Below are 15,382 nucleotides of genomic sequence, written 5' to 3' on the forward strand. Positions count from 1 at the left end.
CGCGTGAGCCCGATGGTGTCCATCGCGGACGAAGAGGACCGAAACGACAGCGAGTGCGTCGTCGGCTTCGCCGAGATCGAGGGGCACCTCGAGCTCGGCGAGGACGGCCAGGGGCGCCTCGTGCTGGACGGGCTCGAGCACCGCGGCTCGTGGCCACCCACGCCGGACGGCCTCGGCTTCACCTGGCATTCGCCCGACGGCGCCGATCCGTCCGGGAGGGGTACTGCCCGACCTCGGCATGGCCCGCCCCGCCCGCCTGGAGGGCGCCGTGCTGCCGCTGTGGATCGGCGACCAGCGCTATCACCTCCGCCGCCCGGGCACGTTCCACCGCCACCCCGTGCGCCGCGCCGTCCGCGAGCCATGAGGCTCCCGTCGCCCCGGGCTTTCCATCGACATGACCCGAAAGCCAGGCATGTGAATCCGCGGCGCGGGGCCTCATCGGCTCGGGCGCTCAGGTCTCGCCGAAGCGCTAGCCCGGATTTCTCACCACGGGAACCGCACGCGCCTGCTCAAGATCGGCGCCATCGTCACCACCTCGGTCCGCAGGATCCGCGTCTCCGCCGAGTCGGCGGCGACGTGCGCTTCCTGCCTGCGGCGACGTCGACACCGCGGCCCCCACCGGGATGGCCCGTGGCTGCAGTTCCGCGTCCCCCGGACGCGCGTGCGGCGAACCGAGCGCGATGGTCGCCGTGCGCGAGCTTCCGACCGCGCTCGACGCTCGCGGTGGAGACCGCAGCGCGGATGTAGCCGCCCGTGGTTCCTGCCCGACGAGCGGCGGCGCTCGGCGCGACGCGGCGTCAGCCCTGCAAGCGGCGCTCAGCCGTCGAGAAAATTCGACTTCAGGAAACTTCTCGCGGCCTCGTGCATGAATAGAAGCGACGGTCCGGCTCGCGCTTTCGAACCCATGCCCCAGCCGCCTCCCGGATGACCCATCGGTCATGTCGGGTAGGCGCGCCTCCTGGACGCCGGCACCGTCGAGCCCGCGCGAGCGCTCGACGGCCGGACGAACGATCACAACCGAGGATCGAACCATGCCACACTGCTCCCGAGATCGTTTTCTTCACCGTGACGCGCGATCGGTCAGGCGTCGCCACGTCAAACTTCGCCTCGCATCCGCGTGCGCTGCCACCTGGTTGTTCGCCACCGGGTGCGGCAAGACGGGAACACTACCGGACGACGTCGAGACCGGTTCGGAGAGCTCCACGGGCGACGACACGAGCGGCGCGCCGTCGCCCACCAGCGGGACGACGAGCGACGAGGACACCGGCGGGTCGACGGGTGGCGGCTCGACGAGCTCAGCCGGGACCGACGCAACGACAGGCGGCAGCTCGAGTCTTATCGTGGACGGATGCAAGGCGTATTGCGAGCACCTGGTCTCCTGCGGGTGGGGCGAGCCCGAACTCGGTGAATGCGTGCAGCAGTGCATCGTCGACTACGAGAGCGAGGGAGAGTGCGCGGCCGGCAACTCCGCACTGCTCGCATGCCTGGCCGGAATGACGTGCGACGAGATCGCCACCGACACGTGGGCTTCCTGCGGAGAGGCCGCGAAAGCTCAGGGCGAGGCCTGCGGCGTGCTCCACTGCAATGTCTTCGGCTCCGGAGAGAGCGGTGCGTCCATCTGCACCATCGAGCTCGCCTGCGCCGCCGAGCCGCCGCAGTGGATGGAGTGCGACTCGGCGCAGTGCGTTTGCTTCGAGGACGGGGTTCTCATCGGTTCATGCGAGCCCTCGGCGTCGATCTGCACTCCTCCAGAGGAGGAGGGCGACGTCGACCGAATCGTCGCGTGGACCAAGGCCTGCTGCGGCTTTTAGCGCGATAGGGACTCCACTGCTCGTGTGTTCCTCCCAGCCGAGGGCTCCGCTCAGGCGTTGTCCCATCCCGGAGGCCGCCGCGTCGGCCACGAAGTGGGGCATCGGCTCGCGCGCCCGGAATCTCGTCCTATGAAAGCCTGGCGACGGCACGAGGGCGCACAGCCTCGCCAGGAACCTGTCGGGGGGTCATGTCGGCGTGGGCGACACCGCTGCGCCAGGGAGCCTTGCCGTGCCGCTCGCGCCAGCGCGTCAGCTGCGACCGCTGGATCCCCAGCCACGCCGCGAAGCGGGCCGGCCCCAGCTCGGTCCGCTGGGAGATGCAGTGGCGAGGTTCATAGACCGAGCCAACCGTAGTCAATAGAATGAACGTGCGCCAAGTGCTCGCTTACTCGTCGATCGGGTAGCTCAGTGATGGCAGGCCGCTCGCGGGGCTCACGTCGTCGCGACGTCGTCGGCCGCGAGCGCGTGGACCGCCTCGATGTTGCTGCGGTGCTGAGCGATGTCCTGCGGGCCGAGGGCGGGCGGCACGTAGGTGGCGGGGTAGCCGAACATCGTCGCGTCATGCGGCGTGACGCCGCTGCGTGTGGACGAAGTGGCCGCGGAAGGTCCAGTTGAACGGGTGCGCTTCGTCGCGGTTCCAGCGCCGAATGAAGTTCATCACGGCGCGAGGCAAGGCTCCGACGCAGGGAAAGTCGGCGTAGCGGAGGACGCGGCGCTGCAGTCGCGAGAACCAGATCTCGATCTGGTTGACCCACGAGGCATGGATGGGCGTGTACACGAAGTGAAAGCGGTCGCCGTGGCGCCGGTTGAAGCGGGTCCAACGGTAGTCCGCTGAAGCAGGCCCGCACCACCTCCGAGCAGACCGGCAAGGAAGCACGCGTCTTCAAGGACTTTCGCTACGAGACCAACAGCACGTGGTCGCGAGAGCGCCGTGTAATTGGCAAGGCCGAGTACACGACGGACAAGGAGAACCCGCGCTTCGTCGCCACCAACCTCTCGCATGACGAGTACGACGCGCGCTCGCTCTACGAGGACCTCTACTGCGCTCGCGGGGACATGGAGAACAGGATCAAGGAGCAGCAGCTCGGCCTCTTCGCCGACCGCACCAGCGCCCACACGCTGCGCGCCAACCAGCTCCGCCTGTGGCTCTCGTCCGTCGCCTACATGATCCTCAACGAGCTCCGCCGGATCACCCTCGCCGGTACCGAGCTCGCCCACGCCCAGGTCTCCACGATCCGCACGCGGATGCTCAAGTTCGGTACCATCGTCACCACCTCGGTCCGCAGGATCCGCGTCTCCCCAAGCTCGGTCTTCCCACTCCAGCACGTGTGGTGGCGCGTCCTCGAGAACATCCACCGCCATTCACGTCATGAGACGCTGACGGCCCTCGCCATCCGTCACACAATGGTGCGCTGCGCTGCGCGCCGGGATTCGTCTGTCCTTATGGCAGGTCACTCAAAACGCGTAGCCGGCTTTGTAATCCCTCTTACAGCTCGGCTCACGTCGACGGCGTCCAACATCTCCCACCAAGCCCCCTGACAGCCGCTTGGCGGGCCCCACCTATCCTTGGTGAGAAAATCCGGGCTAGCGTCCGCCGGCGGCGTCGGCAGCGTCACCGGGTCGCCGCCGCCCCCCGCGCGGCCGCAGATGCTCGCGCAGGTGCAATCCGCTGCGGCGCCGGCGATCGCCCGCGGTCCGGTCGCTGCGCTCGATCGACGTGTCTCTCGGGACATGTCATGATTCGGGGCGTGATCCGACGCCGTCCCGCGCGGCCCATCCGCGCGAATGTCACGACCCGTCGCCGCGACGGCGCAGGCGGGCCGCCGGCGGCGGTCGGCCGAGCGAGCTCGCGTCAAACTTCGCCCGCCGGCGTGACCCCGGCGACGAGCGGCCCGCGTGTCCGCCTGCCTCGCACCCGCGCGTGCATTCCGGCGCGATTTCGCTCGCATATCCCGGCCTCCACCCCGCCGCGAAAAAATTCGTCGTGGTCGTGTAGGGTTCTGTTGGCGAGCGACACTCGAGCTCCGCGATGACCGATCTGCTGACCACAGACCCCTACGCCTTGCTCGTCGGGAGCCTCATCTACCTGGTCTACGGGATGGGTCTGCTCACCTTGCTGGTGATGCCGGTGATGCGGCTGTGGGCCCTGGCGCTGACGGCGGCGCGGTGGCTGGCGCGGGCTCTGCCGCAGCTGCTCCTGGCCCGCCCGACCTTCGGTGCCTCGCCGTCGCGCCCGCTCCAGCTCGCCGGCCTGTCCCGGCCGATGGTGGCGGTGATCCAGCAGACGCGCACGCTCGCGTCCGAGCTCCGCCGCGCCAGCGTCCAGGCCGCCGACTGGCCGGCCGAAGCGGCCGAGCCGACCCGCAGCGGCTGGCGCGAGCTCTTGCTCGGGGTGTCCGAAGGGCGCGCCCCGCTGACCGCCATCCGCGACCACGTGTTCGTGTGGATCGGGCTGGTCGAGGCGCTGCCCGCCAGCGACCGCGAGCGGCTGGCCGACCTCGGGGTCGACGTCGAGGCGGTGCGCCGCACGCTGACCGAGGAGGGCTCGCCGGCCGAGGTCGTGCGCGCGCTCGCCGGGCAGCTGTGGGCCATCGACGAGCGGCTCGCCTCCGCCGGCAACTTCGGCTACCGCAGCCACGGAGCCGCGCCCGCGGCCGGCGCGAGGTCGCTGGCGGCCAGCACCGGCGCGGGCGAGGACGACGAGCGGACCCGCCGCGGGCGCTGGGCCGGCACGGTCGCCGAACACGGCCCCGGGCTGTCGCAGATGGCGGCCAGCTACAGCCGCAACGCCGCCGAGCGCGCCGACCTCGAGCAGGACATCGCCCTCGCGCTGTGGCGCGCGCTGCCGATGTTCCGCGGCGAGTCGTCGCTCAAGACCTTCGCCTATCGGGTCGCCCGCTACTGTTGCTTCCGCCACGTCCGCCGGCGCAAGGACATCGACGCGGCGGTCGACCCGGCGAGCGTGGCCGACCCGGCGGCGTGCATCGAATCGGCGCTCGTCCGCGCCGACCAGCGCGCGCGGATCGAGCAAGCCCTGACCGACCTGCCCGACAACCTCGAGTCGGTGATGGCGCTGCACCTCTCGGGTCACTCGTACGCGCAGATCGCCGAGACCCTCGGGATCACCGAGCGCAACGTCTCGGTCCGGCTGTCCCGCGCCCGCGCCCGCCTCCGCCGCCAGCTCGTCGCCGCGTGAACGCGGCCCCGCCGCCAGGCCGAGCGCGCGCGCCCCCGAACCCTCGCAGCGAGCGCCTGCGGGTCGCGGTCGCCGATCCTGTCCGAAGAGCCATGTGACGAATGACGCCCGGCCCTCGGCGGCCCCGACGCGAGGCTGTACTGGCTCAGCGTGAACGGACCGATGGCGAGTTGACGAACGGAGATGCTGAGGTTGAAGTGGAGGGTCGAGAGAAGTCACGCGGCGGCGCCGAGGTGGTCCAATTCTCGGCGCTTGCGTCGGAGCTCGCGGGCTGCCTCGAGCTTGCGATCGCGGCCTGTCCAGAACTCGGTCTCGCAGCCGAGGAGCTTGTCTCGCGGGCTGACGCAGCCGATCGCGCTGTGAAGGCGGGGGTTGTTGTAGCGGTCGCCAGCCGGACGCCTGCGGCACGGGGGCAACGGCGTCGGCGGCGATCCGCACGTGCTCTACGAGTGTCACAACGGCGCCTTGCAGCTCCTCGAGGACTGCGGCGAGATGGGCTCGTACATGCCGCTCGGCACCCCCGACCGCCGCCCGGGCGACGCCGAGGTGCCGGCCTCGCCGCACCCGGCCGTGCTCGACACGCGTACGAGCCTCCGGTATCGATCGCCGCATGCTCGGCAGCTCGGCACGGCACGCAGGGATCCTCGGCCTTTGCGCGCTCGCTGCGTGCGCCTCTCCGCGCCCGACGCCGACGGAGCCCTCCCGCGGGCGCAGCGAGCCGAACGAACCCGCGAGCGCCGAGCCTGACGCCTGCGCCGGCATCGACGCGCCCGAGCGCCTCGCGATCGACGTGGGCGCTTGGCGCACCACCGCGATCGGTCTGTCGATCCGCTACGAGGGCGCCGCGCACGACTCGTTCGAGGGCGGCGCGGCCGATCTCCTGCTCTCGCTGGTCCTCTGGGTCGATGGCGAGCCGAGTCAGACCTGGCTCCGTCGGCGCTCGCGGAGCCGCACTACGTGGCGTTTCTGGGACACTGCGTAAGGGTCGCGGCCGGATCGGCTGCGCGCGTGGAAGTCGACGTTGCCCCGTTCCCCCCGGACCGCGCCGTTGACGCTCGCCCACTCCTTTGCCACGGCGATCGCGCTGGAGAGCGCGAGGACCGGCGACCTCGCCATGCGCTGGTCAGACGGGGCGGGAGGGCTAGTCGCGTCGGCACGAAGCCGAGCCGCGTATGCCTCGCACGTCAGGCCGCTCTTCGTCCAGGCTGTCTGTGGGCCCGCCAGCGCCGCTCCGTGGCCGCTTTCATGGGCCCCACTCCCGGGCGATCGACCCCGTGCTGATCGCCGCGATCGCGGTGGACGCGATCCTGCCGGTGCTCGCGTCGGCACGTCCCGGATGGTGGCTCGAGATCCTCCCCGTCGAGGGAACGCCCGAGGCGCGGCACGTCGCGTCGTGCACCGCCCCGCCGCCCAGTGGGTCGCGTTCGCGGTGGTGCAGGTCGTCGCGCTGGCGCTGCAGGTTTGCTGCCAGCAATGCCGGGGCGAAACCTCGCAGGAGGACGCGGGCGCCCGCCGAGCGCCTGCGGTGCGTCGTCGCCATCCTGTCCGAAGAGCCATGTGATCATGGACGCCCGGCCATCCGCCGCGCTCCCGGCGGCTCCCCGCCACGCGCGCGGCGGTGGGCGCAATCATCACACCGCATCGAGGCTACCGGAAGCGCCGACGCGCTCATCGGCGCACGCCTCGCGGGCGCGCGAGGCGCCGTGACCCCTCACGCCTCGCGGTTGCGCGAGGTGGTGGTGCCGGTCGCCTGGGTGCGGCCGGTTTGGCCCTGCTCGCCCTGCGTGCGGCCGGCCTGGCCCTGCTCGCCCTGGCTTTGACCGGCCTGGGTCTGACCGATCTGGCTCTGTCCGGTCTGCCCGTGGCTGACGCGGATCTGGTTCTGGACCTCGCGGACCCCCGAGATGTCCTCGCTGAGATCCTCGATCAGGCGCTTGGTCTCACGATCGTCGACCGTGCCGCTGAGGGAGACGACGCCCTGCTGGACCTTCACCTCGATCTCGCTGGCGTCGACCGACGGATGGCGCGTCAGGGCCTCGCAGATCTCCTCGGTGATGCGGTCGTCGGACCGGCGGTAGCCCTTCGGCCCGCGCCCGGCGAAGCGCCCGCGCTCCTGCATCCTGCCGCCCATGCCGCCCATGCCGCGGCCCTCCTCGCCGAAGCTGCGCCGGCGCGGCATGTCCTCCTGGAACCCGCCGCCCTCGAAGCCGCGGTAGCCCTCGCCGTACCCGCCGCCGTAACCCTGGCCCATCCGCGAGCCCTGGCCGCCGTACTGGCCCTGCCCGTACTGGCCCTGCCCGTACTGGCCCTGCCCGTACTGGCCCTGCCCGTACTGGCCCTGGCTGCCGTAGCCCTGCTGGCTGTATTGCCCCGGACCGCTCATGCCCTGCTGGCCGTATTGCCCCTGGCCGCCGAAGCCCTGCTGGCCGTATTGCCCCTGCCCGCCGTAGCCGCCCATGCCCTGCCCGCCGTAGCCGCCCATGCCCTGCGAGCCGTACTGCCCGCCGTAGCCCTGGTGGCCGCCCATGCCCTGCGAGCCGTACTGCCCGCCGTAGCCCTGGTGGCCGCCCATGCCCTGCGAGCCGTACTGCCCGCCGTAGCCCTGGTGGCCGCCCATGCCCTGCGAGCCGTACTGCCCGCCGTAGCCCTGGTGGCCGCCCATGCCCTGCCCGCCGTAGCCGCCCATGCCCTGCGAGCCGTACTGGCCCTGCCCGCCGTACTGCTGACCGTACTGGCCCTGGCCGCCGTAGCCCTGGCCACCGTACTGGCCCTGCCCGCCATATTGCCCGTGCTCGCGGAACTGGCCCTGCCCGCCGTACTGCGAACCCTGCCCTTCATAGCGGCCGTAGCCGCCGCCCTGATGCATAGATTCTCCGCCGCGCTGCTCCTCGAACTCGGCGCCCTCGTCGTCGTAGCGACGCCGGCCAGAGCGCTCGCCCGACCATGCGCGCATGTCTTCGCCGCGCCCTTCCTCGTGCTGCCGGCTCCGGCGGCCGTAGTTCTGCTCCTCTTGCATGTGACGACGATCATCCTGTCTCATGGGATCCTCTCCTTCTCCATCGGTGGGACGGAAACAATGCGCGACCCGAAAGGCCGCCGTGGCGCGCACAGCATGGAGGGAGCCCGCTCACAGGCTACTCAAAAGGGATCCAGAGCGGTCCCACGTATATGGCGGTACCGGGCTCATCGATTATGCGCAACATCCGCCGCTGGGAATCACCCTTGTCGAGCCACGCCCCTTTCTATAAGTCGAACTCGCTTCGTTCGGCGAGGACGGCAGGGGCGAGCCGAACCGAGACAGCCCCGGCGACCGCGGCGCCGAATTGCCGCGATTCGCGTCACCCTTCGACTCCCGGCGCCGCCCGCAGTCGACCGTCTCCACCCGCCTGGCCGCTGCCGACACCCGCACGCGGCCGAGCCGAACGCGGGCCTGCAGACGGGCCAGCCGCGTCCCTGCGCCCTTCGATCTCTCTCGATGCTCCGCCGCAGCGGCCCCATCCACGCGAGGGCGCAGCGTCGCCACCACAATGGTGCGGCCCAATCACCACACCGCCTGCGCGGGCTCGTCGCCGTGTTCGCCGGCGTGATGGCGGTCGGCCGAACCGTCGAGCCCGCCGGCGACGTGCCCCACCCCGGTCGTGCCGCTCGCCGACACCCTGTGCGCCAGCGCCGACCTCGTCCTCGCCGCCCTCGCGTCCACGCACGCGGCGATGCGAGGCGTCCCCGGCCGCGCGTCGCATCTCGCGTCACGAACGGCGCAGAAGACCGGATTGCCGCGTGCAGCGCGGCCGCGCCGTCGAGCCGATGAGAATCCCCCCGAAATGGCACCAGCCACCGGGGCCGCCCGAGTCGAACGATTCAGTCCCGGGTCCCCGCTCGCTCGCCGCTCGCCCGAAGCCGGCAGCGCGCTCAAACCCCGCGGCTCGAAGGCATCGAGCCGCGCGCGGCGAGCCGCCCCGGCGCGAATGCCGCGACATGACCCAAGAAACATCTAACTATTCACCGCGTCCCGAGCCGCCGGCGCGCACCGCCGCCGTGCATCATTGCAGCGACGCGTAGTCGAAGCCCGACTCGGTGACCAGATACACCCCCGGCGTCGTCTCGAGGAGCGGCGTCTCGCAGGTCGCGTCGATCTGCATCGCCCCGCCGTACAGCGGCCCGGGCGCCATGAAGGAGGCGTGGGCGCTGGTGTCGAGGCGGCCGGAGATCCACAGCGTCGCGCCGACCGTGGTCTTGACGACCACCAGCGGGCTCGAAGCGGCCACCTCGGCCTTGTTCCACGCGTCGCTCCACTTCGGCGACGCCGAGCTCGCGCCGATCTGGACCGTACAGCTGGCGCGGCCGTCGAACAGGCCCGAACCCGTCGCCTCGACCGACAGCGCCGCGCGGAAGGTCAGCGTCACCGGCGTGTTCTTCGGCAGGGTGTCCGAGACGACGGTGATGCGGTCCTGGAAGCGATTGGTCGTCGACGCCGAGACCCCGCTCGGAAAGCTGGTCGCGTCGACCCGCTGGGCATCGGCGTCGACGTGGCTGGTCAACGAGCCGAGGTCGGTCCACGCGTACGCGCCGGCGTCGGCGAAGAGGATCTGCGTGTAATAATAAGCCCAGGTCACGGCGGCCGGGTCGTGCTGGGCATCGGCGGAGGTCTGTCCCGCCAGCGGCCCGACGTACGACGCGCCGGCGCCCGGCATCCCGCCCGTGACCGCGTGCGCCGTCACCGAATAGTTGGGGCTCTGCGCGTGCGCCGGAGCAGCCACAGCGAGCACCGAGAGACAAACAGCCGCGAAGCTCGATAGATGATTCATGCCCGGTGAGCGCCGCCCGCCGCCCTTCGGGATCAACGTCGTCGACGCCGCGTACACGCACGCGGCTCTCTGTGATCCGGCTCGGCGCGCGCGGCCTACCCGGGAGTTCCCGGAGCGAGGGCCGGCGCCGCGGGGGGATGAGAGCCGCGGTCAGCCCGGCAGCGAGAGGGGACGCCCCTCTCGTCGACGTCGCAGATGACGAAAGCCACGTCGTCGCGCGGCTTCGATGGACCCGGCAGGCAGACGCACTGCTCGTCGAGCACGCGGATTCATCATCGCCGCATCGGTCGACGAGACGCGCCGTCGACCTCGCACGGCCGCTCCGTGTCGGCCCCCGCGCAGCACGCTCGCCCGCCGCGTCCCGTGCGAGCCGGAGCCTCGCGCTCACGCTCGCCCGCAGCGTCTCGTACGGAGCCGAAGCCGTCGGCCCCGCCGGCGCGCGCCGGCGCGCCGCTGTGCCCGCGCCATGGGCAGGCGATGGCCATCTGCGGCCAGCTCCTGTCGACCGGGTTTCCTACGCTCATCTCGTCGACCGGGCGGCGGCGACCGGGGGCGCTGATGCCCTCCGGCGCCTCGATGATGTCCGCCCGGACGGAGATTGTCATGCCCAAGGTCCTCGCATTCACCCAAGCGGCCAAGCTCGTGTCCCCGTCGATCGACGGCGGGTTCCCGGAGGGCTTGCTGCTTCAGCTCTGGATCCGCCGCACCGGCGACGCTGCCTCGCAGACGATCGTCGAGCTCGCCGGGTCCAAGTCGCGGATCGTGCTCGCCACCGACGACCGCGGCGACCTGCGGTTCGCCGTGATCGGCGGCAAGCCGGCCGCCCTCACCATTCCGGGCGGCCTGCCGCTCGAGCGCTGGGTGCAGGTGCGCGCCGGCATCGGCCCCGAGGGCAAGGCGTGGCTCAACGTCCACGGCATGGCCTACACCGACGGCAGCCTGCCCGCGCCGGGCAGCGAGCCGCGCACCGTCACGGTCGGCGGCTTCGTCGGCGAGCTGGCCCAGCTCCAGGTGTGGAAGCACCCCAAGCCGACCTCGCTGACGTGGGACCCGCCGCCCCTCGACGCCCCGCGCCTGTGGGCCTACTACCCGCTCAAGCGGACCGTCGCCGAGGGCAAGCGCCACATCAGCGAGGACCTCGGCGCGAACAAGCGCCACCTCGCCGGCAGCAGCGCCCTCGCCACCGTCTCGCACCCGGCGCCGTTCGCCGACGGCCCGGCCGCCTACTTCGTCTTCGCCGAGGACAGCGCGCTCACCAGCCTGTCCCCTGTGACAGGTCCCAAAGGCAAGTTGACGATCGAGGCGTGGGTCCGGCTCGACACCGACGAGGCCCAGCCCGGCGCGGTCGTCCAGCTCGGCGCCGGCTCGCGCCGGCTCGTGCTCGCCGCCGGCGGCAAGGACGGCGAGATCGCGCTGGTGCTCGTCGTCGGCGACAAGCACGTCCGCCTGGGCAGCGCCAAGGGTCTGCTCAAGAAGGGCCAGTGGGCCCACATCGCCGCGACCGCGATGGTCGACGACGCGGGCCTCGTGGCCGAGAGCCAGATCTACTTCCAGGGCACTGCGCGGGCCAGGACGACCCCGGTCCTCGACGCCGTCCAGCGCACGGGTCTGCGCACCCTGCTGCGCAGCCCGGTCGTGCCGGAGTGCAGCCTCGGCGGCGCCGCGCCCGGTCTGGCCCGCTTCCGCGGCGGCCTGGCGGAGGTCCGGCTCTGGCGCGCCATCCGGCCGGATCGGCTGGCCCGGAGGTGGCTGACGCGCGCCCGCGGCGACGAGGGCGAGCTGCTCGCCTGCTACCCCCTCGACGGCCTTTCCGAGGGCCTGTTCCACGACCACGGCCCGCGCCGCGGCTGGGGCCGGGCCGCCGCCGGCGTGACGCTCGCCGACACGCGCGGACCGCCGCTGCCGGCCACCACCGGCGCCACGCCGTACCGCCTCATCACCCGCGGCAAGCTCGTCCGCGAGATGGTCCCCGGCCCGAAGATCTCGAACAAGATGCTCGGGCTCGGCGGGGCCACCCAGTCGAGGCAGACCTACGTCTCCGTCCTCGTCTACGACGCCACCGTCGAGGTCACCACCGCCGCCGGCGACGGCGCGAGCGACAGGTCGCTCGAGGTCCGCGTCGACCGCCCGCTGTCCGCCTTCGTCGGCCCGACCGAGAAGCTCCAGACCACCGCGTGGAAGGCCGGCGAGACGTACGTGGTGCCGCTCAACGGCGCCGGCAAGGTGCGCCTGCGCTTCACCGCCGCCGACCTCTCGTGCCCGACGATCCGCGTCCGCGTCGCCGGGGCCCCCGGCGGCGCCTGGACCGCGATCCGCCCCGACGCCCCGGTGCAGCAGCGCCTGCGCACGATCAGCGGCACCGCGATGACGAACCCCGGCCGCGGCCGCCGCAACCCGCTGCCCGCGGGCACCACGAGCGACGACGCCGACGCCCTCGCCGGCGCCTTCCGCCAGCTCGCCACCCAGTTCCCGGCGACCGCCCCGGTCAAGGCGCAGACCAAGCCGCAGACCAAGCCGAACCTCAAGCCCACCGCGCGCTCGCTCTGGGGCGACCTCGAGGACGCCTGGAACGACACCACCGAAGCCGCCGGGGACGTCGTGGAGGACGTCGTCGACGAAGGCGAGGACCTCGTCAACCAGGGCACCGACGCCGTCGAGGAGACCTGGAACGACACCACCGGGGCCCTCGAGGACGCCTGGAACGAGACCACGGAGGCGGTGGAGGACGGCGCGAACACGGCCGCGGACGCGCTGGAGGACGTCGTGAACGCGGCCGCGGACGCGCTCGACCCCGCCGCGCTCGGCAACGCGATCCTCGACACCGCCAGCGGGGCGATCGCCGGCGCCACGCGGACGGCGAAGTCGGCCGGCGCGCTGATCCGCCGCAGCGCGAGCGACCTCGACGCCCTGCGCAAGAAGGTCGAGGGCGCGACCCGACGCGCCGGCGCCCAGGCGATCACGGCGCTGGTCGACAGCGCCGAGACCCTCGCGATCGAGGTCTCGGACCTCGCGTCGACCGGTTTGCGGTACGTCGAGATCATCGGCACCACCATCGTCGACGGCGCCGAGGCGGCCTGGCGCGTCGTCGTCGACGGGGTCGAGGAGGCGTTCGCCGCGATCAAGGCGCTCGTCGACCGGATCGCCGCCGAGCTGCGGGAGATCCTCGAGTTCCTCGCCTTCCTCTTCCTGTGGGACGACTTCCTCGCCGCCTCCGACGAGGTCCACGCCGTGCTCGACGGCGCGCTCCAGCAGCTCCGCAGCAAGACCCCGCAGCTCGGCGAGTACAAGGCCCAGCTCGCCGACGCGCTGCGCACCGGCGTCGAGCAGGCGATCGGCCAGCGCTCGGTCGGCGACCTGTTCGGCCTCGACGTCGACGCCGCCCGCCTGGTGCTCGAGCCGCTCGAGTACGTGCTGGAGAAATTCCAGGACGCGCTCGAATCGGCCGACATCGTGTTCGACCTCGCCGACGACATGACCTCCGGCCTCGGCGCGCCCGATGCGGCCGTCCTCGCCGCCGCGAACGGCCTCGCCGGCGAGCTGCCGGATCTCACCGAAGTCAGCAGCGTGCTCGGCGAGCCGATCGCGCAGCTCTTGGCCGGCAACGGGACCCTCGCCGACGGCTCGTCCTCGATCCTCGACCTTTTGTTCGACAGCGTCGTCACCCAGGGTCAGGCGGCGATCGACCTCGCCGAGAAGCAGTTCCGCGCCCGCATCAAGGTCCCCGTGCTGACCGACGCGATCGAGTCGGTGATCCTCGGCGGCCGCACCTTCACCGTCATGCGGATCGTCGCGCTGGTCGGCGCGATCGTCGGCGTGCTGACCGAGAAGACCGCGAGCGCGGCCCAGGGCAAGCGCGGCGGCTCGACGCTGGTCCGCGCGAAATCGGGGGTGCAGGCGAAGAGCGGGCAACCGCGAGCGAACGCCGACACGCGGCGGATCTTGTGGGCCTCGATGGCGCTCGGCCTCGTCAACTCGCTCGTCCTCACGGCCAAGACGGGCCTCGAGCTGGCCGGCAAGTCGCTCAAGAAGGTCTCGGCGATCCTGGCGGCCACCGGCGGCCTCTGCACCTCGCTGCGCGGCGTCCTCACCCTCGCGCGGATCCCCAGCCTGCCGCAGAACGTCCGGCCCTACACCGGCACCAACGCCGGCCTCGAGATCGTCACCGGCGCGTGGACCGTGCTGTCCGCGTACGTCACCTACAAGGTCGACGACCTGTGGCGCCCCTTCGACCTCGTGGCCTTCGGCCTGCTCGGGCTGGCCACCACCACGGTCTCCGCGGTCGCGCTCGGCACCGGCGACCTGCAGGGCGACAACCAGGTGGTCTCCTTCTCGCTGCGCTGCGGCTCGTGGGTCTCCAGCTCGCTGATGCGCCTGTCCGAGAAGTACGACGACAGCGATCGCTCGGGCCGGCTCAAGGTCGTCACCGTCGGCCTCGCGATCGTCTCGGGCGTGACCGACGTCGCCGAGGCGATCTACGGCAACGTCGACGAGGTCCAGCAGCAGGTCGGCTGAAGCGCCCGTGGCCGGCGGTCCGTCGCGGCTGCCAAGAGCCGCCTCGACCCGTCACCGACGTCGCCGACGTCAGCAGCAGGTCGGCTGAAGCCTCCGTCGTCGGCGGTCCGTCGCGGCTGCGACGGGTCCGCCTCGACCCGTCACCGACGTCGCCGAGGCCATCGACAACAATGTCGGCGAGCGCCACCAGCAGGGTCGGCTGAAGCGCCCGTCACCGGCGGCGCGCCCCGTCACCGGCTCGGCTGGTTCTGCCCGCTCGTGCGCCGAGGGCGAGGCCGGGGCGACGCACTGTCGTCATTCGCAATGATGCCAGCGCGGCGCTGCGAAGCGCAGCGACCGTCGGGGCCTCGCGCCCCGCCTGCGCGGTGCGAGCCGCCTTCTTCACGCGCCGGGCCGGCGCCGCGCGACCTCGCCGGGCCCACGGCCGGGCGGACCGTGGTCCTCGCGGGCTGAAGCCGCGGCCCTTGCGTCCTGGCCTTCGTCCGCGGCCGCGACCTCCGGCGCCGGAGCGGCGCGAGCCGGCGGGGAGCTCGCCTGCCCGCTCTGGCGGGCCCTCGCCGGTGAGGCGTCGGTGCGGGCGCCCTCGCCTCGCCGACGCGACGGCGCCCGCGGGCCGGCACGATCGCCGGCGCTGCCCGGCGGCTCCCGGGACGCGGTTGTCCGCCGAAGCGCTCCGCTCGGGGTGCGCCGACGTCGACCGATGCCGCCGCGTCGGTCGCCGCGATCGGTCGCGTCCCGCGAACGCCGGCGCCGTCCGTGGCGGCTCGACGCCGAGGCGCGTCGAGGCGGGCGCCGTCCGCTGCTCGCGAGACCGATGTGGCAGCATCGGCGACGTGTGGGCACAATGATCGATGCATACCGTGAAATGGCGATCCTGGCGTCGATCGGGGTGTGAATGCGCGGCCCCCACCGTGCGGGTCGCCGCGGTCGCGCCGCAATGTGAATGATCATATGCAATTGCCGAAATCGCCGGGCGGGCGTGGCCGTCGCCGCGACCGGGGCTCGTGCTATGAGCAATCCGCAGCGCGGCGGGCGGCGCCGACAAATCGCCGAAATTG

The 15,382-nt window shown here is 72.1% G+C and carries 9 protein-coding genes; 5 read left to right on the forward strand and 4 right to left on the reverse strand.

The window, feature by feature from the left end:
- The first annotated feature begins 238 nt into the window (after nucleotides 1–238).
- Both NAEX_RS53715 and NAEX_RS08190 read left to right on the forward strand, forming a co-directional pair.
- Nucleotides 239–364 (forward strand): hypothetical protein, encoded by a 126-nt coding sequence (locus NAEX_RS53715; protein WP_256254076.1) that lies wholly within the window; start codon nucleotides 239–241, stop codon nucleotides 362–364.
- A gap of 976 nt (nucleotides 365–1,340) precedes the next feature.
- Nucleotides 1,341–1,811 (forward strand): hypothetical protein, encoded by a 471-nt coding sequence (locus NAEX_RS08190; RefSeq protein WP_143825542.1) that lies wholly within the window; start codon nucleotides 1,341–1,343, stop codon nucleotides 1,809–1,811.
- 559 nt (nucleotides 1,812–2,370) lie between these two features.
- Here the strand turns inward: NAEX_RS08190 and NAEX_RS08195 are convergent.
- Nucleotides 2,371–2,688, reverse strand: a complete 318-nt coding sequence (locus tag NAEX_RS08195) for a transposase (RefSeq protein WP_096326958.1) — start codon at nucleotides 2,686–2,688, stop codon at nucleotides 2,371–2,373.
- On the opposite strand from NAEX_RS08195, the gene NAEX_RS08200 reads away from it, so the two are divergent.
- Both NAEX_RS08200 and NAEX_RS08205 read left to right on the forward strand, forming a co-directional pair.
- The gene (locus NAEX_RS08200; protein WP_096326959.1) at nucleotides 2,643–3,350 is read left to right on the forward strand and encodes a transposase; all 708 of its coding nucleotides are present in this window, start codon (nucleotides 2,643–2,645) and stop codon (nucleotides 3,348–3,350) included. The two genes, NAEX_RS08195 and NAEX_RS08200, sit on opposite strands and share 46 nt — an antisense overlap.
- A 490-nt stretch (nucleotides 3,351–3,840) precedes the next feature.
- Nucleotides 3,841–5,007 carry a sigma-70 family RNA polymerase sigma factor gene (locus tag NAEX_RS08205; protein ID WP_096326960.1) on the forward strand — a complete coding sequence of 389 codons (1,167 nt, stop codon included), beginning with the start codon at nucleotides 3,841–3,843 and terminating at the stop codon, nucleotides 5,005–5,007.
- Nucleotides 5,008–6,250: 1,243 nt separating this feature from the next.
- Here NAEX_RS08205 and NAEX_RS08220 read toward each other — a convergent pair.
- The 3 genes from NAEX_RS08220 to NAEX_RS08230 form a co-directional block, all read right to left on the reverse strand.
- The gene (locus NAEX_RS08220) at nucleotides 6,251–6,547 is read right to left on the reverse strand and encodes a hypothetical protein (RefSeq protein WP_096326963.1); all 297 of its coding nucleotides are present in this window, start codon (nucleotides 6,545–6,547) and stop codon (nucleotides 6,251–6,253) included.
- A 171-nt stretch (nucleotides 6,548–6,718) separates the two neighbouring features.
- Nucleotides 6,719–8,023, reverse strand: coding sequence for a BON domain-containing protein (locus NAEX_RS08225; RefSeq protein ID WP_096326964.1), 1,305 nt, complete (start codon nucleotides 8,021–8,023; stop codon nucleotides 6,719–6,721).
- A 1,024-nt stretch (nucleotides 8,024–9,047) separates the two neighbouring features.
- Nucleotides 9,048–9,764, reverse strand: coding sequence for a hypothetical protein (locus NAEX_RS08230; protein ID WP_096326965.1), 717 nt, complete (start codon nucleotides 9,762–9,764; stop codon nucleotides 9,048–9,050).
- Nucleotides 9,765–10,415: 651 nt separating this feature from the next.
- On the opposite strand from NAEX_RS08230, the gene NAEX_RS08235 reads away from it, so the two are divergent.
- Entirely contained in the window at nucleotides 10,416–14,324 is a 3,909-nt protein-coding gene (locus tag NAEX_RS08235; RefSeq protein WP_143140884.1) for a LamG-like jellyroll fold domain-containing protein, read from the forward strand.
- The last annotated feature ends 1,058 nt before the right edge of the window (nucleotides 14,325–15,382 follow it).

Source organism: Nannocystis exedens (assembly GCF_002343915.1).
GTDB lineage: Bacteria > Myxococcota_A > Polyangia > Nannocystales > Nannocystaceae > Nannocystis > Nannocystis exedens.

Excerpts from the sequence above, each read along its gene's own strand:
- NAEX_RS08205 (WP_096326960.1), top strand. The coding sequence starts at position 3,841 with ATGACCGATCTGCTGACCACAGACCCCTACGCCTTGCTCGTCGGGAGC.
- NAEX_RS08225 (WP_096326964.1), bottom strand. The coding sequence starts at position 8,023 with ATGCAAGAGGAGCAGAACTACGGCCGCCGGAGCCGGCAGCACGAGGAA.
- NAEX_RS08220 (WP_096326963.1), bottom strand. The coding sequence starts at position 6,547 with ATGGCGACGACGCACCGCAGGCGCTCGGCGGGCGCCCGCGTCCTCCTG.
- NAEX_RS08235 (WP_143140884.1), top strand. The coding sequence starts at position 10,416 with ATGCCCAAGGTCCTCGCATTCACCCAAGCGGCCAAGCTCGTGTCCCCG.
- NAEX_RS53715 (WP_256254076.1), top strand. The coding sequence starts at position 239 with ATGGCCCGCCCCGCCCGCCTGGAGGGCGCCGTGCTGCCGCTGTGGATC.